Genomic DNA, 21,026 nt, shown 5'->3' on the forward strand with positions numbered 1-21,026 from the left:
ACATGATGCCTACTATAAATACTTGAATTATTCCTTTGTTATTAGCACGATTATTCGTAAATTCGCACATGAAAACTAATTCATGAAATGTTAAAAGTATAAATGAATTGAATATGGAGAATATGTTAAACTTGTGCCGAGAACGTTTCTCGGTTCGTAAATTTACTTCCGAGACAGTATCTCATGAGGATTTAGAATATGTGATGGAATGTGTGCGTATGGCCCCATCTGCTGTCAATAAACAGCCTTGGCATTGGATCGCGGTGAGGAGCGACGAAGGCAAAAGCAAGTTGCAGGAGTGTTATGATCGTGAATGGTTCAAGACTGCTCCGATGTATATTATCGGCATGAAGAATGTTGAGGAAAACTGGGTTCGCAAGTATGATGGTAAACCACATGGTGACGTTGATGTGGCCATTGCTGCCGAGCATTTATGTCTGGCTGCTACAGAGCGTGGACTTGGTACATGTTGGGTGTGCAATTATGATACAGATAAGATGCAACAATATTTTGGTCGTGACGGTTTTGAAGTTGTGGTGGTAGTTCCTATAGGACATGTTGCTCCTGACTGTCCGAAAGCGGAGAAAAAGCGCAAGCCATTAACGGATATTATGGATGTGATATAAAAATATCTGGTTTATCTGGGAAATGGAGTAATCAAATTAATATAGAACAAAACAAAACTGCTGAACATTTTTGTATATTTGAACAACCACAAACGAATATATGATAATGGACAGCAGTTTTCTTTTGTCATGCATGAGCTTTATAGTCTTGAACGTATAAAAAGACTTGTATAGTAGGTAGCCTCATATCAATCCAGAATTTGAGTTTTCGGAAATAAATCGAACATCGAACACTTGTCATGCCGTAATCTGTTGTATGATAGCGGTTTTAGATGGTGTTCGGCGTTCGTATTTTGAGGGTTTCCGAACACCAATCGAACACCAACGAACACCCGCAAAACCTTCATGTCAACATTCCTATCATCTAAATGCAAGTTAATCAAAAGTGCGCTTTTATTATAAATAAGGTATAGCCCGATATTTTGCCAAAGCATTTCAATATTAGGCAAAAGTATTGCCCAATGTTTGGCAAGAGTGTTTTCAACGTTTGTTAAAGGTATTATCCAACGTTTGGCAAGAGTGTTTTCAACGTTTGATAAAGGTGTTATCCAACGTTTGATAAAAGTGTTATCCGACGTTTGATAAAGGTGTTATCCAATGTTTGATAAAAGTGTTATCCAACGTTTGATAAAAGTGTTATCCAACGTTTGGCAAGGTGTTGATAAATATCAAGCCGTTCATCATCAAGCAGGAACAACCAATTTCTCCAGAGATGCGATGGCTTACCAACAGATGATAGAATGGTGGTCGATAATGCCGTTATAAGATTTTCGACCACCCACTTAATCGTATATCTTACAATGTGTTATCCCATATCGGTGGTCGATGGTCGATTATTTGCTACGTCGCGTGTGCGTGCATACGTGTGTGCGCACGCATACCTTATTATATGGATGTTATACCAAATATCATTTCATGGATGTATAATTTGTTGATAAAGAAAATAATGTATAACCTTGCATCCGGAAACGCTTATGTATTGGTGAAATGAGAAGAAATCAAAGAAAAAGTAGAATCTAACTCTTATTATTTTTATATGAAACAAAAATTAAACTGTTGCAAATTTGTTGGCATGCTCTTGGCTTTTACCGCCATCTCCTGCTCTGAGAGCGATGGGTTGCAGAACAACGGTATGTCTGACAAGAAGATTTGCTTTACTGCTATGTTGCAGAAAGGATGGAACGGAGGTGAAAAAACTCGTGGGGCTGTGTCTGAGTCGGCAGCACTTGCCCAAGAGCAGATGGTGCTAGAGGCAGAAGGCCAACTCGACACCCTCTCTATCGCATGCTATTGAAACTGACAATGAAGAATTGAGGGGGGGGATAATTACCCTCCCCTGTACACAAACCCGTTGCGCATTAAATGATGCCGCTGAGGTAGGGAATTTCGGCGTGAGTGCCGTTTACACCAAAGGTTCTACTATTTCTTCCTTGTATCATGATCAGCAAGTCACCAAGAGCGGTAACAACTGGTTTACCGCAGGCAACGAGATGTGGCCTACCGAAGGATCTCTGTCGTTTTATGCTTATGTACTTTATCAGCGTGCCGCCTTGTCTTATATATCTACAGCTGCTGATTTCGCCAAGAATAAAGTCATCCGCTACGTGGCAGATACGGATATAGACCATCACCCCGATTTTATTGTAGCCAAAAACGAAGCTATTGCTTATAACATTTCTACTGCCAGCAAACCTGTGGAGCTTGCTTTCAGCCATACCCTTACTGCCCTTACCTTTGCCGTAGATGCAGAAATGATACCAGGAAAGGTGAAACGTATCACTATAAAAGGAGTGAATGGGCAGGGTGACTATGATTTTGATCCCATTCTCGTTAGGTTTGAACGGTTCCTCGTCGTGTCTTCGATAGACTAACGAATGACGAATGAGAAGCAATCGTGTGTTAAGCGAAAAAGCATGGTTCTTCTGTTGTATCCAGTTGGGGGCGTTGGAAGTGATGCCTGTTAATATAATTGCGTTGTTTTATATTGTACGATAAATGGCTTGTTGCAAAGGTATCTTTTTGTTTTGGAAATCATCCTTAGGTACGGTTGCAAAGATACAACATCACAAAACCCAAATGTCCGTCCTTGTCCGTCTTTGAGATTATTTTTAAGTTCTATTAACTTTTCTACGGATTTTTTTTAAGTTCTGCACATTGAATAGCAAAACGCTTTTGATAAAAGATCAGTAGTCAATCAATAAGTTGCCATATCGTTTATTGATAACAATCCTTAATCGGTTGTCTGATGGTCTGTGAGTATCATTTATCGCAGTTTGCAATCTTTAGTTCTTTATAATGCAATTCTGTTGGTGCAGGTATTGATGGCTTTATGGGAGTATATATAATGAAAATGGTCTTTTCTGCTTGACGTTAGAGATATTCCATCAGTACGTCCCATACGGCGATGATGTGGCAGATGCTGCCAGCTAAGACGAAGAAGTGGAAAACGCTGTGCATATATCGTTTCTTGTTGAGCGAATAGAATACTGCACCGGTAATATAGGCTACTCCTTCAGCAATAATCCATGCCACAGCAGCAGTAGATACGGAGTCGATCAATGGCTTGAATGCCACAAGAACAGAAAGGCCCATGCCTACGAAACAAAATGTCTCAAGATTAGAATGCTCCTTGAGCTTGATGAAACTGATGGCGGTGCCGACTATGGCACAAAGCCACACAAAGGTGAACAGCGACCATCCCCAGTAGCCTTGGCTGCGTAGCGCAATAAGTGTAAGAGGGGAGTAGCTGCCTGCTATGTGCCAGTAGATGGCAGCGTGGTCCCATTTGCGCAACCGTTCTTTCCACTTTGAATGTCTGGGGAGTGCATGGTATGCTGTGGATGCCATATATGATCCTAACATGCCAAAGAGATAGAGACACACGCCGAGGCGTGCCCAAGGGTTGTCACCTTTGAATGCCATGACGAGAAACACAATGCCGAACGCCAAGCCTAATAGTATGCCGCCAGCGTGTGACCATGTGTTCCAAAGTTCTTCTTTATGTGTGTATCTTATAGCCATCGTTTGCAAAGATACGAAATATTTTTGGTTTATTAGGAAAATGAAGTGATAAAGTCTGAATAATAATATTTTGTTTCGTATATATTATATGGATCGCATGCTTCTATACGCGCGTACATTATATTATCGCGTATTCATTTGATAGAGTTTGAACTTACCTAAGGTTTACGTTGGACTTGCTTAGGACTTGCTTGGGACTTGCTTGGGACTTGCTTGGGACTTGCTTTGTACGTCTTCAGAAGTTTCGTGTGTAGAAAAGTAGTGACGACCCGAATGCATCCCGAATGCATCCCGAAGCCCGATGACGCTTGTGCGAGAAAAGGCGGTAAGGATTTCCTTCTTGTGCGAGATTGGCAAGTGCGGCTTGCTTTACTTGGAATGATGTGAGGACTGTGTTGCTGTGGGCGGAAACAAATTTGTGGTTGAGTTGACAAAAGCTTGCTGATGAGTTATGGTAATCCTCTCTTTCTCTGTTTTTATAGAACTTTTATCTGTTAAATATTGCAAAAACACTTATAAAATGTTAAATAATAAAAATGCAGGTGGTATTTGCCTCTTATATATTAGGTAGTTAGGCAAAAAGTTAGTACCTTTGCACCCCAAAAGCGCCTAATATCAATGGGGTAGCTATGTCAAGTTGAGTAATAACAAACAATATAATAAATTAAAAACAAACAATTATGCCTACAATTTCACAATTGGTAAGAAAAGGCAGAAAGGTGCTCGTTGAGAAGAGCAAATCTCCCGCTTTGGATTCATGTCCTCAGCGTCGTGGAGTTTGCGTTCGTGTATATACAACGACTCCTAAGAAGCCTAATTCGGCTATGCGTAAGGTAGCCCGTGTACGTCTGACAAACCAGAAAGAGGTAAACTCTTACATTCCTGGAGAAGGACACAACTTGCAGGAGCACTCAATCGTTCTCGTTCGCGGTGGACGTGTGAAGGACCTTCCTGGTGTACGTTATCACATCGTTCGTGGTACTCTTGATACCGCAGGTGTTGCAAGCCGTACACAGCGTCGTTCTAAGTATGGTGCTAAGCGTCCTAAGGCCAAGAAATAATAGCCGGTGAGGGTTATTTGGCTCGAAAAATCAAAAGTAAAACGTTTTGCTGGAGAATTGTTATAGACAGGTTGAGTAAATGCTCATGTGAGAGCGTTGAAGAACAAGCAAGAACAGCCCCACGCAGACAACAAAACAAAAAAACAAAAAATGAGAAAAGCAAAACCAAAGAAGCGTGTGATCCTTCCAGATCCAGTCTTCAATGACAAAAAAGTGTCTAAGTTCGTTAACCATCTGATGTATGATGGCAAGAAATCAATCTCTTATGAGATTTTCTACAATGCTCTTGAAACCGTAAAGGGTAAGATGCAGAATGAAGAGAAATCTGCTCTTGAGATTTGGAAGCAGGCTCTCGACAACATCACTCCTCAGGTTGAGGTTAAGAGTCGTCGTATCGGTGGTGCAACCTTTCAGGTTCCTACTGAAATCCGTCCTGATCGCAAGGAGAGTATCTCTATGAAGAATATGATTTCTTTTGCACGCAAGCGTAGCGGTAAGTCAATGGCTGACAAGCTTGCTGCTGAGATTATGGACGCATTTAACAATCAGGGTGGTGCCTACAAGCGCAAGGAGGACATGCATCGCATGGCTGAGGCTAACCGTGCTTTTGCCCACTTCAGATTCTAATTATAATATAAGGAGAAGAAAGAAATGGCAAATCGCGACTTACATTTGACTCGTAATATCGGTATTATGGCTCACATCGATGCCGGTAAAACCACTACTTCTGAGCGTATCCTTTTCTATACAGGAAAGACTCATAAGATTGGTGAGGTGCACGATGGCGCTGCTACCATGGACTGGATGGCTCAGGAGCAGGAGCGTGGTATCACTATTACCTCTGCTGCTACTACCTGTAACTGGACTTGGCAGGGTAAATCATTCAAAATCAACTTGATTGACACTCCAGGACACGTTGACTTCACTGCTGAGGTTGAGCGTTCACTGCGTGTTCTTGACGGAGCTGTTGCTACTTATAGTGCTGCTGACGGTGTACAGCCTCAGTCTGAAACTGTTTGGCGTCAGGCAGATAAGTATAATGTTCCACGTATCGGTTATGTAAACAAGATGGACCGTTCTGGTGCTGACTTCTTTGAGACTGTACAGCAGATGCGCGACATTCTTGGTGCTAACCCTGTAGTTATCCAGGTGCCCATTGGTGCTGAGGAGAACTTTAAAGGTGTGGTTGACCTTATCAAGATGAAGGCTATCCTGTGGCACGACGAGACCATGGGTGCTGAATATGATTTAGAGGAAATTCCTGCTGATCTTCAGGATGAGTGCGACGAGTGGCGTAATAAGCTGCTTGAATCTGCCGCTGAATATGATGAGGCCTTGATGGAGAAATACTTTGATGATCCTAACTCAATCACTGAGGATGAGATTATCGCCGCTATCCGTAAGGGTTGTGTAAGCATGGCCTGCACTCCTATGGTTTGTGGTTCTTCATATAAGAACAAGGGCGTACAGCCTCTGCTCGACTATGTATGTGCATTCCTCCCATCTCCTATCGACATTGAGGTAGTTAAGGGTACTAATCCTGATACTGATGAGGAAGAAGATCGTAAGCCCAGCGAGACAGAGCCTACTTCAGCTCTTGCGTTCAAGATTGCTACCGACCCATACATGGGCCGTCTGGTATTCTTCCGCGTTTACTCAGGTAGCGTAAAAGCTGGTTCTTACGTTTACAATCCACGTTCAGGTAAGAAAGAGCGTATCAGCCGTCTGTTCCAGATGAACTCAAACAAGGAAATTCCTATGGAGTCTATCGACGCTGGTGATATCGGTGCGGGTGTTGGTTTCAAGGATATCCGTACTGGTGATACTCTCTGTGATGAAGAGCATCCTATCGTACTTGAGTCTATGAGTTTCCCTGATACTGTGATTTCTATTGCCGTAGAACCTAAGTCACAGGCCGACATTGCTAAGCTTGACAATGGTCTTGCTAAGCTTGCCGAGGAAGACCCAACCTTTACTGTCCGTACTGATGAGCAGAGTGGTCAGACTATTATCTCAGGTATGGGTGAGCTTCACCTCGATATTATCATCGACCGTCTGAAGCGCGAATTCAAAGTAGAATGTAACCAGGGTAAGCCTCAGGTTAACTACAAAGAAGCCATCACCAAGACGGTTAACCTCCGTGAGGTTTATAAGAAGCAGTCAGGTGGTCGCGGTAAGTTCGCTGACATCATTGTTAATGTTGGACCTGTTGATGACGATTGGGATATCAAGGAGAATGGTGGACTTCAGTTCGTCAACGAAGTTAAGGGTGGTAACATTCCTAAGGAATTCATTCCATCAATCCAGAAAGGATTTGAGACAGCCATGAAGAACGGTATCCTCGGTGGTTACCCCGTTGATTCACTTAAGGTAGTTGTTGTTGACGGTTCGTTCCACCCAGTTGACTCTGACCAGCTCTCATTCGAAATCGCCGCTCAAATGGCTTATAAGGAAGCTTGTGCACAGGCTAAGCCCGTACTTATGGAGCCTATCATGAAACTCGAAGTTGTTACTCCAGAGGAGAACATGGGTGACGTGATCGGTGACTTGAACAAGCGTCGTGGCCAGGTAGAAGGAATGGAAGAAGGTCGCAGCGGTGCTCGCATCGTTAAGGCTCAGGTACCTCTGTCAGAGATGTTCGGTTATGTAACCGCTCTCCGTACCATTACTTCTGGTCGTGCAACCAGTTCTATGGAATATGATCACCACGCTCCTCTGTCAAGCACATTGGCTAAGGCTGTGCTCGAGGAAGTTAAGGGACGTGCCGATCTCGTATAATGCAATTCAGGAGTGCCGCTGAGCAAATGACTCTTTAGCGGCCTCCTTTCAATATTTTTATTCATCAATTTATAATTCAAGACAAATGAGTCAGAAAATTCGTATCAAGCTGAAGTCTTATGACCACACGTTGGTTGACAAGTCTGCAGAGAAAATCGTGAAAGCTGTTAAGGCTACAGGCGCTATCATCAGCGGTCCTATCCCCTTGCCAACCCACAAGCGCATCTTCACTGTTAACCGTTCAACCTTCGTTAACAAGAAATCTCGCGAGCAGTTCCAGCTCTCAGATTACAAACGTCTGATTGACATCTATAGCTCTACAGCAAAAACTGTTGATGCTTTGATGAAGCTCGAACTCCCCAGCGGTGTTGAAGTTGAGATCAAGGTCTAGTAACGATTAAGTAAGATACAAAAACGAATTTATTTATTATTATTAAAAAGTAATTGAAATGCCAGGATTAATTGGAAAGAAAATCGGAATGACATCCGTATTCAGTGCCGACGGTAAGAATGTACCGTGCACTGTTATCGAAGCCGGTCCTTGTGTTGTTACTCAAGTAAAGACCGTCGAGAAAGACGGTTATGCTGCCCTTCAGCTGGCCTTTGGTGACAAGAAAGAAAAGAACACCACTAAGGCTATGCAAGGTGTATTCAAGAAAGCAGGTACAACACCTAAGGCTCACTTGGCCGAGTTCAAATTTGACGAAGAGCACAATCTCGGTGATGTTATCACTGTAGAGTTGTTTAGCGACAATGACTTCGTTGACGTTGTAGGAACTTCTAAGGGTAAGGGCTTCCAGGGCGTTATGAAGCGTCATGGCTTCGGTGGTGTTGGTCAGGCTACCCACGGTCAGGATGACCGCGCACGTAAGCCAGGTTCTATCGGTGCTTGTTCGTACCCCGCTAAGGTGTTTAAGGGAATGCGCATGGGCGGTCACATGGGTAGTGAGCGCGTAACCACGCAGAATCTCAAAGTATTGAAAGTAATACCGGAACACAATCTTATCCTTGTCAAAGGTAGTGTTGCTGGTTGTAATGGTTCAACCGTTTTAATTCAGAAGTAAGCAATGGAAATTAACGTATTAGATATCAATGGTCAGGAGACCGGAAGAAAGGTTACGTTAAACGAATCTATCTTCGGAATTGAACCAAATGACCACGTTCTTTATTTGGACGTAAAGCAGTATCTCGCTAACCAGCGTCAGGGTACACATAAGGCTAAGGAAAGAAGTGAGCATGCAGGTTCAACCCGTAAGCTCGGTCGTCAGAAAGGTGGCGGCGGTGCACGTCATGGTGATATTAACTCTCCTCTGTTGCGTGGTGGTGGTCGCGTATTCGGTCCCCGTCCGCGTGACTATCGTTTCAAACTCAACAAAAAAGTAAAGGTTCTTGCACGTAAGTCTGCTCTGTCTTACAAGGCACAGGAGAATGCAATCATTGTTGTTGAAGACTTCAATTTTGAGGCTCCAAAAACTAAAGATTTCATAAAAGTTGCTAAAAATCTTAAAGTTGAGGGCAAAAAACTGCTGATGGTTTTGCCAGAAGCAAATAAAAATGTATATTTGTCAGCTCGTAATTTGCAGCGCTCTGAAATTGCCCTTGCAGCACAGCTCAATTCATACAAAGTTTTGAATGCTGATGTGATGGTGATCACTGAGAATTCGCTCAAGGCTATCGAGGCTGTTTTAAACAAATAAAGGAGACATAGAATATGACATATATCATCAAGCCTCTGATTTCAGAGAAAATGAATAATATCACAGAGAAGTCTTCTGCTGACAGAACTTTCAAAGCTAAGACCGGTGCCCACAAGGGTGAGATGGTTACTAAGAAGGCTCAGGCTAAATACGGTTTCATCGTAAAGCCTGAAGCCAAAAAGCTTGAGATTAAGTCAGAGATCGAAGCTCTGTATAATGTTACAGTAGAGAATGTGAACACACTTCGCTATGCCGGCAAGCGCTCTCAGCGTTACACCAAGGCAGGACTCGTGAGAGGCCAGAAGAATGCGTTCAAGAAGGCAATCGTTACTCTTAAGGAGGGCGACACTATTGATTTTTATAGCAATATTTAAAATAAAAAATGGCAGTACGTAAATTTAAACCCGTTACTCCGGGTCAAAGACACAAGATTATTGGCACGTTCGAGGATATTACTGCATCCGTGCCAGAGAAGTCTCTCGTTTACGGTAAGCGTTCTACCGGTGGTCGAAACAACACCGGTAAGATGACCGTTCGTTATATGGGCGGTGGTCACAAGAAGAAGTATCGTTTGGTCGACTTCAAACGAGAGAAAGATGGTGTTCCAGCCGTAGTAAAGACAATTGAATACGATCCGAACCGTTCGGCTCGTATTGCATTGCTTTTCTATGCTGATGGTGAAAAACGTTATATCATTGCTCCTAACGGACTGCAGGTTGGTGCAACCTTGATGTCAGGAGAGGATGCAGCGCCTGAGGTAGGTAATGCACTCCCATTGGCTAACATTCCCGTTGGTACCGTCATCCACAACATTGAGATGCGTCCCGGTCAAGGTGCTAAGCTCGTTCGTTCGGCTGGTAATTTCGCTCAGTTGACTTCTCGTGAGGGCAGTTATTGTGTTATTAAGCTTCCTTCAGGAGAGACTCGTCAGATTCTCTCTGCTTGTAAGGCTACAGTTGGTAGTGTAGGAAACTCTGACCACGCACTTGAGCAGTCTGGTAAGGCTGGTCGCTCACGCTGGTTGGGCCGTCGTCCTCACAACCGTGGTGTTGTTATGAACCCGCATGATCACCCAATGGGTGGTGGTGAAGGACGTCAGTCTGGAGGTCACCCACGTTCACGCAAGGGCTTGTACGCTAAGGGTCTCAAGACTCGTGCACCTAAGAAGCTTTCAAACAAGTATATTATTGAAAGAGCTAACAAGAAGTAATCACGAAGTTAATTAGAGTAAATTATGAGTCGTTCATTAAAAAAAGGCCCTTACATCAACGTATCTCTCGAGAAGAAAGTTCTTGCCATGAATGAGAGTGGCAAAAAGAGTGTCGTTAAGACATGGGCTAGAGCTTCAATGATTTCCCCCGATTTCGTGGGACATACAGTTGCAGTTCACAACGGAAATAAGTTCATTCCTGTTTACATTACTGAAAACATGGTTGGTCACAAGCTCGGAGAGTTTGCCCCCACTCGTCGCTTCGGCGGACATGCTGGTAATAAGAAATAACAGGCTAATCCACCAGAAATAAAAAGAATAAAATAATGGGAGCAAGAAAAAAAATTGCGGCTAATAAAAGACAAGAAGCCAAAAAGACACAGTATTTTGCAAAGCTGAAAGGTGTTCCTTCTTCTCCACGCAAGATGCGCTATGTCGTTGATATGATTCGAGGCATGGAAGTTAATCGTGCACTTGGCGTACTGAGATTCTCGAAGAAGGCCGCTTCGGCTGACGTTGAGAAACTTTTGCGTTCAGCTATTGCCAACTGGGAAGCCAAAAACGATCGCAAGGCTGAAGATGGCGAACTTTACGTAACACGCGTCTTCGTTGATGAAGGTGTTACAATGAAACGTATGAGACCGGCACCTCAGGGTCGTGGATACCGCATTCGTAAGCGTTCTAACCACGTTACTCTGTTTGTTGACGCTAAAACTAATGATAAATAATAAGTATGGGACAGAAAATAAATCCAATTAGCAACCGTCTTGGAATTATCAAAGGTTGGGATTCAAATTGGTTCGGAGGCAAGGACTTCGGAGATAACTTGGTAGAGGATCAGAAAATCCGCAAGTACCTCAACGAACGTCTGGCTAAAGCTAGCGTATCAAAAATTGTCATCGAACGTACATTGAAGCTCGTTACCATTACTATTTGTACCGCTCGCCCCGGTATTGTCATTGGTAAAGGTGGACAGGATGTCGATAAATTGAAAGAGGAACTGAAGAAGCTCTATGATAAAGAGATTCAAATCAATATCTTCGAAGTGAAGAGACCTGAGCTCGATGCAACAATCGTTGCCAACAACATCGCTCGCCAGATAGAAGGCAAAATCGCTTACCGCCGTGCTATCAAGATGGCTGTTGCCAACACCATGCGTGCAGGAGCAGAAGGTATTAAAGTACAGATCTCCGGTCGTTTGAACGGTGCTGAAATTGCACGCAGCGAAATGATCAAAGAAGGTCGTACTCCACTCCACACTTTCCGTGCTGATATTGACTACTGCCAGGCAGAGGCTCTTACAAAAGTTGGACTGCTGGGATTGAAGGTTTGGATTTGCCGTGGAGAAGTTTACGGTAAGGTTGATCTGGCTCCAAACTTCACTCAGGAGAAAGGCATGGGTCGCTCTAATGGTGGTAACAATGGTGGCAGAAAGTTCCGTAATAGAAAAAAGTAATTAACGTTAAAGTAAGAAGCTAACATGTTACAGCCTAAGAGAGTAAGATATAGAAGACCTCAAGATGGACGTGGCAATAAAGGCAACGCTCACAGAGGTACGCAACTGGCCTTCGGTTCTTTCGGTATCAAGACACTTGACGCCAAGTGGATTGACAGCCGTCAGATTGAGGCAGCCCGTGTTGCTATCAACCGTTATATGAACCGTGAAGGTCAGGTATGGATCCGCATCTTCCCCGACAAACCTATCACCCGCAAGCCTGCTGATGTACGTATGGGTAAAGGTAAAGGTGACCCCGCAGGATGGGTTGCTCCGGTAACTCCCGGACGCATCCTCTTCGAGGTTGAAGGTGTTCCTTTTGAGACAGCCAAAGAGGCTCTTCGCCTCGGCGCTCAGAAGTTGCCTGTTAAGACTAAGTTTGTTGTTCGACGTGATTACGATAAAAACGCTTAATTTATGAAGACAAAGGAAATCAAAGAGCTCGAGACCAAAGAATTGGCCGAGAAATTGGAGACTGAAGTTGCCAAGTACAACATGATGAAGATTAATCATGCAGTAACTCCTGTGGAAAATCCATCTCAGATTAAAGCAGCACGTCGTGATATCGCTCGTATGAAGACGGAGCTCCGTCAAAGAGAACTTAACAAATAATAATGGTTCAGATGGAAACAAGAAATTTAAGAAAGACAAGACAGGGTGTTGTCATCAGCAACAAAATGGATAAAACCATTGTTATTGCCGCTAAGTTCAAAGAGAAGCACCCTATTTATGGTAAGTTTGTCCAGAAGACAAAGAAGTACCATGCTCATGATGAGAATAACGAGTGCAACGTAGGTGACACCGTTCTTGTTATGGAGACCCGTCCCTTGTCGAAGACAAAGAGATGGAGATTAGTACAAATCGTAGAAAAAGCTAAGTAATTATGATACAAGCAGAATCAAGACTGACAGTAGCAGACAACAGCGGCGCTCGCGAGGCCCTTTGCATTCGTGTATTGGGTGGTACACGCCGTCGTTATGCAAGTGTAGGTGATGTGATCGTTGTTGCTATCAAGAACGCCATCCCTACTAGTGATGTTAAAAAGGGTGCAGTATCAAAGGCTTTGGTTGTTCGCACAAAGAAAGAGATTCGTCGTGCTGATGGTTCTTATATCCGTTTCGACGATAATGCTTGTGTGCTTTTGAACAATGCTGGTGAGCTCCGCGGAAGCCGTATTTTCGGTCCTGTTGCACGTGAGTTGCGTGCTGTAAATATGAAGGTCGTTTCACTGGCACCTGAGGTTCTTTAACATTATAAAGTATTAAAGAAATGAGTAAGTTACATATTAAAAAAGGTGATGAGGTAATCGTCCTCGCTGGTAAGAATAAAAACAGCAAGGGAAAGGTGCTCAAAGTCTTGGTAAAGGAAGAAAAGGCTATTGTTGAAGGAGTCAATATGGTTTCTAAAAGCACTAAGCCTAATGCCCAGAACCCTCAGGGAGGTATTATCAAGCAAGAAGCTCCTATTCATATCTCAAATATTAGTCTGATTGACCCGAAGAGCGGTAAGCCTACTCGTGTTTCTATCAAACATGATGGCAAAAACGTAATCCGTGTCTCTAAAAAGTCAGGGGAGGAAATTAAGTAATGGATACAGCACAGTTAAAGAAAGAGTATAAGGAGAAAATTGCTCCAGCTCTCCAGAAGCAGTTCAACTACACTTCAGCCATGCAGATTCCTGTCCTGAAGAAAATTGTTATCAACCAGGGTTTGGGTGATGCAACTCAGGATAAGAAAATCATTGATGTTGCTATCAATGAAATTTCTACTATCGCTGGACAGAAGGCCGTTGCAACCTATTCCAAGAAGGATATTGCTAACTTCAAACTTCGTAAGAAGATGCCTATCGGTGTTATGGTAACTTTGCGTCGTGAGCGTATGTATGAGTTCCTTGAGAGACTCGTACGTGTTGCTTTGCCTCGTATCCGTGACTTCAAGGGTATCGAAAGCAAGTTTGATGGTCGTGGTAACTATACTCTTGGTGTTCAGGAGCAGATTATCTTCCCTGAAATCAACATTGACTCAGTGGACCGCATCCAGGGTATGAACATTACCTTCGTTACTTCGGCTACTACCGACGAAGAAGGTTATGCTCTCCTCAAAGCTTTCGGTCTGCCATTCAAAAACGCTAAAAAAGATTAATAGATATGGCAAAAGAATCTATGAAGGCTCGCGAGGTAAAGCGTGCTAAGATGGTTGCTCAATACGCCGAGAAACGTGCTGCCCTGAAGAAAATCATCGCAACAACAGAGGATCCCGCAGAAGCTTACGAGGCAGCTCGTAAACTTCAAAGCATTCCTAAGAATGCTAATCCTATCCGTCTGCACAACCGTTGCAAGATTACAGGACGCCCCAAAGGTTATATGCGTCAGTTTGGACTGTCGCGTATTCAGTTCCGTGAGATGGCCTCAAACGGTCTGATTCCAGGCGTAAAGAAAGCAAGTTGGTAATCAACATTTGAATCGAAAGAGATTATTTATTTAATATTGTCGGGGTTGTCCCGATTAATTAAACATTTTATTTTATGACAGATCCAATAGCAGATTATCTGACAAGACTCAGAAACGCAATTATGGCTCATCACCGTGTTGTTGAAGTTCCTGCGTCTAACTTGAAGAAGGAAATCACTAAGATCCTCTTCGAGAAGGGTTACATCTTGAACTACAAGTTCGTAGAAGATGGACCTCAGGGAAGTATCAAAGTTGCTTTGAAGTATGACCCTGCAACAAAGGCAAATGCCATTAAGTGTTTGAAACGCGTATCGACTCCAGGTCTTCGCAAATACACTGGCTACAAAGACATGCCGAGAGTTATTAACGGATTAGGTATTGCAATCTTATCTACATCCCAAGGTGTAATGACAGACAAAGAAGCTTCTGATTTGAAGATTGGTGGCGAAATACTTTGTTATGTATATTAAATTGGAGGAATAGCATATGTCAAGAATAGGTAAATTGCCAATTAGTATTCCTGCTGGTGTTACTGTAGCTCAGGGTCAGGATGGAATTGTAACCGTTAAGGGTCCCAAGGGTGAACTCTCTCAAAAGGTTGATTCTTCTATCAAGGTGACTATTGCTGATGGTCACGTTTCTTTCGAAATTGACGAGAATAGTCCTGTTAATCTCAAACAGAAACAGGCTTTCCATGGTCTTTACCGTGCCCTTGTACACAACATGGTTGTTGGTGTAAGTGAAGGTTATAAGAAGGAAATGGAACTGATCGGTGTAGGTTATCGTGTTTCAAACCAGGGTAATCTTATTGAGTTCTCTCTCGGTTATACTCACCCCATTTTCCTTCAGCTTCCAAGTGAAGTAAAGGTTGAGACTAAGTCTGAGCGCAACCAGAATCCTCAGATTGTACTTGAGTCTTGCGACAAACAGTTGCTCGGACTCATCTGTGCTAAGATTCGTTCTTTCCGTATGCCTGAACCTTATAAAGGAAAGGGTATCTTGTTCAAGGGCGAGGTTATCCGTCGTAAATCGGGTAAGTCAGCTTCAGCTAAGTAATAATCATTAAACGAATTGAAGATTATGACAACAAAGAAAGTAGAAAGACGAATTAAGATCAAATACAGAATTCGTAAGAACGTTTTCGGCACAGCCGAGCGTCCCCGCTTGAGCGTTTTCCGTAGTAACAAGCAGATTTATGCTCAGGTGATAAATGATTTGGAAGGTAAAACTCTTGCATCTGCATCTTCTCTCGGTCTTGAGGCTATGCCTAAGATCGAACAGGCTGAGAAGGTTGGCGAATTGGTAGCCCAGAAGGCCAAGGAGGCTGGCGTTGAAAACGTAGTCTTTGACCGTAACGGTTATCTCTATCATGGCCGAGTAAAGTCTTTGGCTGATGCAGCTCGTAAAGGTGGACTTAATTTCTAAACGATTATGGCAATAAATAAAGTTAAAGTAAATAGTGACGTTGAGTTGAAAGACAGATTGGTTGCCATCAACCGTGTTACCAAAGTAACTAAGGGAGGTCGCACCTTTACTTTCGCAGCCATTGTTGTTGTCGGTGACGGCAACGGTATCATTGGTTGGGGTCTTGGCAAAGCTGGTGAAGTTACCGCAGCTATCGCCAAGGGTGTAGAAGCAGCCAAGAAGAATCTTGTAAAGGTTCCCGTACTCAAGGGAACCATTCCTCACGAGATGGAAGCACGTTACAGTGGTGCTCAGGTCTTCTTGAAGCCTGCAGCTGCTGGTACCGGTCTTGTTGCCGGTGGTGCTATGCGTGCTGTGCTTGAGAGCGTAGGTATTAAGGATATTCTGGCCAAGTCAAAGGGTTCTTCTAACCCTCACAACTTGGTTAAGGCAACAATCGTTGCTTTGAGCCAGATTCGTGATGCTTATACTATTGCCGGCACACGTGGAATCAGTATGGATAAAGTATTTAGAGGATAATAAGGAGATATTAACTATGGCAACAATTAAGATTAAGCAAATTAAAAGCAAAATCGGTTACCCTGTAGATCAGAAGCGTACTCTTCAGGCTCTTGGCCTTCGCAAGATCTCTCAGGTAGTTGAGGTGGAGGATACTCCTGTCATCCGTGGTATGGTACGTAAAGTCCATCACTTAGTGACTGTTATCGATTAATTATCATTTATTAAACAGATTCGAATATGAAACTTCATACTTTAAAGCCCGCAGAAGGCTCTACACATTCAAGCCGTCGAATCGGACGTGGTCCTGGTTCAGGTCTTGGTGGTACTTCTACGCGTGGTCACAAGGGTGCAAAGGCTCGTTCAGGTTACAAGAGAAAGATTGGTTTCGAAGGTGGTCAGATGCCTCTTCAGCGCCGTGTTCCTAAGGCTGGTTTCAAAAATATCAACCACAAGGAGTATTTCGCAGTAAACCTTTCTACACTTCAGAAGCTTGCTGAAAAGCATGGTTATGCCAAGATTGGTGTTGCTGAACTCGTTGAAGCAGGTCTTACCAATGGTAAAGAGTTGGTTAAGGTTCTCGGAAACGGTGAACTGAAAGCCAAGGTAGATGTAGAAGCTAATGCATTCTCAAAAACTGCCGAAGAAGCAATCAAGGCAGTAGGTGGTAACGCAACAATTATCTAAAAAAGATGAAGAAGTTTATAGAGACACTGAAGAACATTTGGAAGATTGAGGATTTGCGTCAGCGCATCCTCATCACCTTCTTGTTTGTAGCAATATACCGTTTTGGTTCGTTCGTAGTTCTGCCTGGTATTAATCCTAGCATGCTCGACAAACTGCAGTCACAAACTCAAGGTGGCCTTATGTCACTTTTGGATATGTTCTCCGGTGGTGCATTTTCCAACGCATCAATTTTTGCGCTTGGAATCATGCCTTACATCTCTGCTTCTATCGTTATGCAGCTTCTTGCTGTTGCTGTACCTTATTTCCAAAAGATGCAGCGTGAAGGCGAGAGTGGCCGCAAAAAGATAATGACTTATACTCGGTATCTGACAGTAGGTATCCTGCTGTTTCAGGCACCGAGTTATCTCATTAACTTGAAAATGCAGGCTGGTCAAGCTTTGGCCTCGGGAATCAACTGGACGATTTTCTCAATCCCCGCATGTTTTATTCTCGCAGCAGGAAGTATGTTCATCCTTTGGTTGGGTGAGCGCATTACAGATAAAGGTATAGGCAATGGTATTTCTCTAATCATTATGATTGGTATCATCGCACGTCTGCCTCAAGCTTTCATCCAGGAAGTAGGCTCGCGTTTTACCGCTATTACCAGTGGTGGACTTGTGATGTTCCTTGTAGAGATTATCATTCTCTATGCAGTTGTTTGCGCATCTATCATTCTGGTACAGGGAGTTCGTAAGATTCCCGTACAGTACGCAAAACGTCTTGTAGGTAATAGTCAGGTTGGTGGTGCACGTCAGTACATCCCACTCAAGTTGTTTGCCGCCAATGTGATGCCAATTATCTTTGCTCAGGCATTGATGTTCATCCCCTTGGCATTTGTGCAGTATGCAGCTCCTGAGAATGCAAGTTGGTTTGTTCGTTCGTTGTTGAATCATCACAGTTGGACTTACAATATTATCTTTGCAGTTCTTATCATTCTATTCACCTATTTCTATACAGCTATTACGCTTAATCCAACCCAAATGGCTGAGGATATGAAACGTAACAATGGATTTATTCCTGGTATTAAGCCTGGAAAACCGACTGCTGATTACATCGACACTATTATGTCGCGTATCACATTCCCTGGTTCGTTGTTTATTGCTTTCATTGCTGTTATGCCCGCTTTGGCTGGATTGTTGAATGTTCAGGATGCCTTCTCTCAGTTCTTTGGTGGAACATCTTTGTTGATTCTTGTTGGTGTTGTTATTGATACACTCCAGCAGATTGAGAGTCACTTGTTGATGAAACACTACGATGGACTATTGAGTTCTGGCCGTATTCATGGACGTGGCGTTGTAGCAGCCTACTAATCTGTATGAAGATATTTCTAAAAACAGAGGACGAAATAAACTTGATGCGCGATGCTAACCAACTTGTTGGTAAAACACTCGGGCATCTTGCTAAATATATTAAGCCTGGCGTAACGACCCTTCAGTTGGATCAGATGGCAGAGGAATTTATCCGTGACCATGGAGCTATTCCGACTTTTAAGGGATTTCCAAATCCATATGGAGGGCCGTTCCCTGCCAGTATTTGTACATCAGTCAATGATGTCGTAGTTCATGGAGTACCTAATGCACAGACCATATTAAAGGAAGGTGATATAATCTCCATTGATTGTGGTACGTTATTGAATGGATTTTGCGGTGACTCTTGCTATACGTTCTGCGTTGGGGAAGTCAGTGATGAAGTTAAGAAATTACTTCGCACAACTAAAGAATCTTTGTACAAAGGCATTGAAAATGCAGTTGCAGGAAATCATTTGGGTGACATCAGCAGTGCTGTTCAAGATCATTGTGAAGTACAAAATTACGGTGTTGTCCGTGAGTTAACCGGTCATGGTATTGGTCATGAGATGCATGAAGATCCTCCTGTACCTAATTATGGTCGTAGAGGAAACGGTATTCTCTTGAAGGCCAATATGTGTATAGCGATTGAACCGATGATAACGATGGGAAAACGCGAAATTTGGCTTGATGCCGATAAGTGGACCATTCGTACTCGAGATGGTAAACCTGCTGCACACTTTGAGCATACCATAGCAATTAGAAAAGGCAAGGCTGAAATTTTATCCTCATTTGAAGAAGTTGAAACGATAGAAGGAAAACAATATTAGTATGGCAAAACAAGGCGCTATTGAGCAAGATGGTACAATTGTCGAGGCATTGTCCAACGCAATGTTCCGAGTTGAATTGGCAAATGGTGTGCCCATTATAGCACACATTTCTGGTAAGATGCGTATGCATTATATCAAAATTCTTCCCGGAGACAAGGTGAAGGTTGAGATGAGCCCCTACGATCTTACTAAAGGACGAATTGTATTTAGATACAAATAAATAAGGAGAAAATTATAATGAAGACAAGAGCATCATTGAAAAAACGTACCCCAGAGTGCAAGATTGTACGTCGTAAGGGACGTCTGTTCGTTATCAACAAGAAGAACCCTAAGTATAAAATGCGTCAGGGCTAATGTTAAATAAGCATAAAGGATACATGAAGTTTCGCAAATTCTGTGTATCTTTGCATGCTTTTTAGCAGAAATTCGAATTTTAATTATTTATTTTAAGTAACAAATGGCAATTAGAATTGTTGGAGTAGATTTGCCCCAAGAGAAGAGTGGCGAAATCGCATTGACCTATATCTATGGTATTGGTCGAAGTAGTTCAGCAAAGATTTTGGACAAGGCCGGCGTGAGCCGCGACCTGAAAGTCAGCGAATGGAGTGACGACCAGGCAGCCAAGATCCGTGAGATTATCGGTGCTGAATTCAAAGTAGAAGGTGATCTTCGTAGTGAGATCCAGTTGAATATCAAGCGACTGATGGATATTGGTTGCTATCGTGGTGTCCGTCATCGTCACGGTCTTCCTGTTCGTGGTCAGAGCACCAAGAACAATGCACGTACCCGCAAGGGTAAGAAGAAGACTGTTGCAAACAAGAAGAAGGCCACGAAGTAATTCACAATTCACAAAAATCAGTAACAGTTAAGAATTAAGAATTATGGCAAAGAAAACAGTCACTTCAAAGAAAAGAAACGTGAAAGTAAATGCCCTTGGTCAGCTTCACGTACACAGTTCTTTCAATAACATTATTGTATCATTAGCCAACGATGAGGGTCAGGTTATTTCTTGGTCTTCAGCAGGTAAAATGGGTTTCCGTGGTTCTAAAAAGAACACTCCTTATGCTGCACAGATGGCTGCTGAGGATTGTGCAAAGGTCGCTTTTGACCTTGGTCTTCGCAAGGTTAAGGCCTATGTGAAAGGTCCCGGTAACGGTCGTGAGTCAGCTATCCGTGCGGTGCATGGTGCAGGAATTGAGGTTATCGAGATTATCGATGCAACTCCACTGCCACACAACGGATGTCGTCCTCCGAAGCGTCGTCGTGTATAATTGAAAGGAACATTATTATTATTTATTAGACATCTATTAAGATTATGGCAAGATATATTGGACCGAAATCAAAAATTGCTCGTCGATTTGGTGAAGCCATCTTCGGCGCAGACAAAGTTTTGTCCCGCAGGAACTTCCCTCCGGGACAGCATGGCAACAATCGCCGTCGCAAACAGTCGGAGTATGCTGTCATGTTGGCAGAGAAGCAGAAAGCCAAGTACACCTATGGTGTTCTTGAGCGTCAGTTCCGTAATTTGTTCGAGAAGTCAGCTAAAGCAGCTGGTATCACCGGTGAGGTTCTTCTCCAGCACTTGGAGAGCCGCCTTGACAATGTGGTGTTCCGCTTGGGTATTGCTCCCACTCGTGCCGCTGCCCGTCAGTTGGTTAGTCACAAGCACATTATCGTTGATGGCAATGTTGTGAACATTCCTTCTTATGCTGTTAAGCCTGGTCAGATTGTTGGTGTTCGTGAGAAGTCTAAGTCTCTCGAGGTTATCGACGCTGCCCTTGCAGGTTTCAACCACAGCAAATATCCTTGGATTGAATGGGATGAGCAGACCAAGAGTGGTAAGTATCTCCACGTTCCTGAACGTGCCGACATTCCTGAGAACATTAAGGAGCAGTTAATCGTTGAGTTGTACTCTAAATAAATC

The 21,026-nt window shown here is 43.2% G+C and carries 35 protein-coding genes; 34 read left to right on the forward strand and 1 reads right to left on the reverse strand.

All coding sequences use genetic code 11. The features are described from left to right. Nucleotides 1-113 precede the first annotated feature (113 nt). From CIK89_RS09580 to CIK89_RS09595, 3 genes are all read left to right on the forward strand, one after another. Nucleotides 114-626, forward strand: coding sequence for a nitroreductase family protein (locus CIK89_RS09580; RefSeq protein ID WP_094391138.1), 513 nt, complete (start codon nucleotides 114-116; stop codon nucleotides 624-626). A gap of 1,036 nt (nucleotides 627-1,662) precedes the next feature. Continuing rightward, nucleotides 1,663-1,920: a hypothetical protein gene (locus tag CIK89_RS09590; protein WP_094391140.1), complete on the forward strand. Its 258-nt coding sequence runs from the start codon at nucleotides 1,663-1,665 to the stop codon at nucleotides 1,918-1,920. Between the two features lie 16 nt (nucleotides 1,921-1,936). Next, nucleotides 1,937-2,497 carry a fimbrillin family protein gene (locus CIK89_RS09595; RefSeq protein ID WP_158215011.1) on the forward strand — a complete coding sequence of 187 codons (561 nt, stop codon included), beginning with the start codon at nucleotides 1,937-1,939 and terminating at the stop codon, nucleotides 2,495-2,497. 499 nt (nucleotides 2,498-2,996) lie between these two features. Here the strand turns inward: CIK89_RS09595 and CIK89_RS09600 are convergent, their stop codons facing one another. After that, nucleotides 2,997-3,647 (reverse strand): hemolysin III family protein, encoded by a 651-nt coding sequence (locus CIK89_RS09600; protein ID WP_094391142.1) that lies wholly within the window; start codon nucleotides 3,645-3,647, stop codon nucleotides 2,997-2,999. Nucleotides 3,648-4,327: 680 nt separating this feature from the next. Here CIK89_RS09600 and rpsL point away from each other — a divergent pair. From rpsL to rpsD, 31 genes are all read left to right on the forward strand, one after another. Next, nucleotides 4,328-4,708 carry a 30S ribosomal protein S12 gene (gene rpsL / locus CIK89_RS09605; protein WP_094391143.1) on the forward strand — a complete coding sequence of 127 codons (381 nt, stop codon included), beginning with the start codon at nucleotides 4,328-4,330 and terminating at the stop codon, nucleotides 4,706-4,708. Between the two features lie 150 nt (nucleotides 4,709-4,858). Next, a complete protein-coding gene (rpsG, locus tag CIK89_RS09610) occupies nucleotides 4,859-5,335 on the forward strand; it encodes a 30S ribosomal protein S7 (protein ID WP_094391300.1) in 477 nt (158 codons plus the stop codon). A 24-nt stretch (nucleotides 5,336-5,359) separates the two neighbouring features. Then, the gene (gene fusA / locus CIK89_RS09615; RefSeq protein ID WP_094391144.1) at nucleotides 5,360-7,486 is read left to right on the forward strand and encodes an elongation factor G; all 2,127 of its coding nucleotides are present in this window, start codon (nucleotides 5,360-5,362) and stop codon (nucleotides 7,484-7,486) included. 85 nt (nucleotides 7,487-7,571) lie between these two features. Then, nucleotides 7,572-7,877 carry a 30S ribosomal protein S10 gene (gene rpsJ, locus CIK89_RS09620; RefSeq protein ID WP_091962586.1) on the forward strand — a complete coding sequence of 102 codons (306 nt, stop codon included), beginning with the start codon at nucleotides 7,572-7,574 and terminating at the stop codon, nucleotides 7,875-7,877. 58 nt (nucleotides 7,878-7,935) lie between these two features. Beyond that, nucleotides 7,936-8,550, forward strand: a complete 615-nt coding sequence (gene rplC, locus CIK89_RS09625) for a 50S ribosomal protein L3 (RefSeq protein ID WP_094391145.1) — start codon at nucleotides 7,936-7,938, stop codon at nucleotides 8,548-8,550. A 3-nt stretch (nucleotides 8,551-8,553) separates the two neighbouring features. Then, nucleotides 8,554-9,183, forward strand: coding sequence for a 50S ribosomal protein L4 (gene rplD / locus CIK89_RS09630; protein WP_094391146.1), 630 nt, complete (start codon nucleotides 8,554-8,556; stop codon nucleotides 9,181-9,183). Nucleotides 9,184-9,197: 14 nt separating this feature from the next. Next, a complete protein-coding gene (rplW, locus tag CIK89_RS09635) occupies nucleotides 9,198-9,557 on the forward strand; it encodes a 50S ribosomal protein L23 (RefSeq protein ID WP_094391147.1) in 360 nt (119 codons plus the stop codon). Nucleotides 9,558-9,565: 8 nt separating this feature from the next. Then, on the forward strand, nucleotides 9,566-10,393 hold the full coding sequence (gene rplB / locus CIK89_RS09640) for a 50S ribosomal protein L2 (protein ID WP_094391148.1): 828 nt from the start codon (nucleotides 9,566-9,568) through the stop codon (nucleotides 10,391-10,393). A 24-nt stretch (nucleotides 10,394-10,417) separates the two neighbouring features. After that, nucleotides 10,418-10,684, forward strand: coding sequence for a 30S ribosomal protein S19 (gene rpsS / locus CIK89_RS09645; protein WP_094391149.1), 267 nt, complete (start codon nucleotides 10,418-10,420; stop codon nucleotides 10,682-10,684). Between the two features lie 35 nt (nucleotides 10,685-10,719). Then, nucleotides 10,720-11,121, forward strand: a complete 402-nt coding sequence (gene rplV / locus CIK89_RS09650) for a 50S ribosomal protein L22 (protein ID WP_094391150.1) — start codon at nucleotides 10,720-10,722, stop codon at nucleotides 11,119-11,121. 5 nt (nucleotides 11,122-11,126) lie between these two features. Beyond that, nucleotides 11,127-11,849, forward strand: a complete 723-nt coding sequence (gene rpsC / locus CIK89_RS09655) for a 30S ribosomal protein S3 (protein ID WP_094391151.1) — start codon at nucleotides 11,127-11,129, stop codon at nucleotides 11,847-11,849. Nucleotides 11,850-11,873: 24 nt separating this feature from the next. Beyond that, nucleotides 11,874-12,302 carry a 50S ribosomal protein L16 gene (gene rplP, locus CIK89_RS09660; RefSeq protein WP_091960123.1) on the forward strand — a complete coding sequence of 143 codons (429 nt, stop codon included), beginning with the start codon at nucleotides 11,874-11,876 and terminating at the stop codon, nucleotides 12,300-12,302. A gap of 3 nt (nucleotides 12,303-12,305) precedes the next feature. Then, the gene (gene rpmC / locus CIK89_RS09665) at nucleotides 12,306-12,500 is read left to right on the forward strand and encodes a 50S ribosomal protein L29 (protein WP_094391152.1); all 195 of its coding nucleotides are present in this window, start codon (nucleotides 12,306-12,308) and stop codon (nucleotides 12,498-12,500) included. 2 nt (nucleotides 12,501-12,502) lie between these two features. Further along, entirely contained in the window at nucleotides 12,503-12,769 is a 267-nt protein-coding gene (gene rpsQ / locus CIK89_RS09670) for a 30S ribosomal protein S17 (protein WP_094391153.1), read from the forward strand. Nucleotides 12,770-12,771: 2 nt separating this feature from the next. Further along, nucleotides 12,772-13,137, forward strand: a complete 366-nt coding sequence (gene rplN / locus CIK89_RS09675) for a 50S ribosomal protein L14 (protein ID WP_094391154.1) — start codon at nucleotides 12,772-12,774, stop codon at nucleotides 13,135-13,137. Between the two features lie 20 nt (nucleotides 13,138-13,157). Then, a complete protein-coding gene (gene rplX / locus CIK89_RS09680) occupies nucleotides 13,158-13,475 on the forward strand; it encodes a 50S ribosomal protein L24 (protein WP_094391155.1) in 318 nt (105 codons plus the stop codon). Further along, nucleotides 13,475-14,029, forward strand: a complete 555-nt coding sequence (gene rplE, locus CIK89_RS09685; protein WP_094391156.1) for a 50S ribosomal protein L5 — start codon at nucleotides 13,475-13,477, stop codon at nucleotides 14,027-14,029. The genes rplX and rplE overlap by 1 nt, the downstream gene beginning before the upstream one ends. 5 nt (nucleotides 14,030-14,034) lie before the next feature. Continuing rightward, a complete protein-coding gene (rpsN, locus tag CIK89_RS09690; RefSeq protein ID WP_094391157.1) occupies nucleotides 14,035-14,337 on the forward strand; it encodes a 30S ribosomal protein S14 in 303 nt (100 codons plus the stop codon). Between the two features lie 74 nt (nucleotides 14,338-14,411). Then, the gene (rpsH, locus tag CIK89_RS09695; RefSeq protein ID WP_094391158.1) at nucleotides 14,412-14,807 is read left to right on the forward strand and encodes a 30S ribosomal protein S8; all 396 of its coding nucleotides are present in this window, start codon (nucleotides 14,412-14,414) and stop codon (nucleotides 14,805-14,807) included. Nucleotides 14,808-14,823: 16 nt separating this feature from the next. Beyond that, nucleotides 14,824-15,393 (forward strand): 50S ribosomal protein L6, encoded by a 570-nt coding sequence (gene rplF / locus CIK89_RS09700; RefSeq protein WP_094391159.1) that lies wholly within the window; start codon nucleotides 14,824-14,826, stop codon nucleotides 15,391-15,393. Nucleotides 15,394-15,417: 24 nt separating this feature from the next. After that, nucleotides 15,418-15,762: a 50S ribosomal protein L18 gene (gene rplR, locus CIK89_RS09705; RefSeq protein ID WP_094391160.1), complete on the forward strand. Its 345-nt coding sequence runs from the start codon at nucleotides 15,418-15,420 to the stop codon at nucleotides 15,760-15,762. A gap of 6 nt (nucleotides 15,763-15,768) precedes the next feature. Beyond that, on the forward strand, nucleotides 15,769-16,281 hold the full coding sequence (rpsE, locus tag CIK89_RS09710; RefSeq protein ID WP_094391161.1) for a 30S ribosomal protein S5: 513 nt from the start codon (nucleotides 15,769-15,771) through the stop codon (nucleotides 16,279-16,281). A gap of 16 nt (nucleotides 16,282-16,297) precedes the next feature. After that, nucleotides 16,298-16,474: a 50S ribosomal protein L30 gene (gene rpmD / locus CIK89_RS09715; protein ID WP_094391162.1), complete on the forward strand. Its 177-nt coding sequence runs from the start codon at nucleotides 16,298-16,300 to the stop codon at nucleotides 16,472-16,474. A gap of 26 nt (nucleotides 16,475-16,500) precedes the next feature. Beyond that, on the forward strand, nucleotides 16,501-16,947 hold the full coding sequence (rplO, locus tag CIK89_RS09720) for a 50S ribosomal protein L15 (protein WP_094391163.1): 447 nt from the start codon (nucleotides 16,501-16,503) through the stop codon (nucleotides 16,945-16,947). Nucleotides 16,948-16,952: 5 nt separating this feature from the next. After that, a complete protein-coding gene (gene secY / locus CIK89_RS09725; RefSeq protein ID WP_094391164.1) occupies nucleotides 16,953-18,296 on the forward strand; it encodes a preprotein translocase subunit SecY in 1,344 nt (447 codons plus the stop codon). A 5-nt stretch (nucleotides 18,297-18,301) separates the two neighbouring features. Further along, nucleotides 18,302-19,102 carry a type I methionyl aminopeptidase gene (map, locus tag CIK89_RS09730; protein WP_094391165.1) on the forward strand — a complete coding sequence of 267 codons (801 nt, stop codon included), beginning with the start codon at nucleotides 18,302-18,304 and terminating at the stop codon, nucleotides 19,100-19,102. A gap of 1 nt (nucleotide 19,103) precedes the next feature. Further along, nucleotides 19,104-19,322, forward strand: a complete 219-nt coding sequence (gene infA, locus CIK89_RS09735) for a translation initiation factor IF-1 (protein ID WP_094391166.1) — start codon at nucleotides 19,104-19,106, stop codon at nucleotides 19,320-19,322. 17 nt (nucleotides 19,323-19,339) lie between these two features. Beyond that, nucleotides 19,340-19,456, forward strand: a complete 117-nt coding sequence (gene rpmJ, locus CIK89_RS09740) for a 50S ribosomal protein L36 (RefSeq protein WP_094391167.1) — start codon at nucleotides 19,340-19,342, stop codon at nucleotides 19,454-19,456. Between the two features lie 103 nt (nucleotides 19,457-19,559). Beyond that, nucleotides 19,560-19,940: a 30S ribosomal protein S13 gene (rpsM, locus tag CIK89_RS09745; RefSeq protein ID WP_094391168.1), complete on the forward strand. Its 381-nt coding sequence runs from the start codon at nucleotides 19,560-19,562 to the stop codon at nucleotides 19,938-19,940. Between the two features lie 43 nt (nucleotides 19,941-19,983). After that, complete coding sequence (gene rpsK, locus CIK89_RS09750) at nucleotides 19,984-20,373, forward strand: 30S ribosomal protein S11 (RefSeq protein WP_094391169.1); 390 nt, start codon at nucleotides 19,984-19,986, stop codon at nucleotides 20,371-20,373. Between the two features lie 44 nt (nucleotides 20,374-20,417). Then, nucleotides 20,418-21,023, forward strand: coding sequence for a 30S ribosomal protein S4 (gene rpsD / locus CIK89_RS09755; protein WP_094391170.1), 606 nt, complete (start codon nucleotides 20,418-20,420; stop codon nucleotides 21,021-21,023). Nucleotides 21,024-21,026 lie beyond the last annotated feature (3 nt).

Source organism: Prevotella sp. P4-119, from assembly GCF_002251345.1.
Taxonomy (GTDB): domain Bacteria; phylum Bacteroidota; class Bacteroidia; order Bacteroidales; family Bacteroidaceae; genus Prevotella.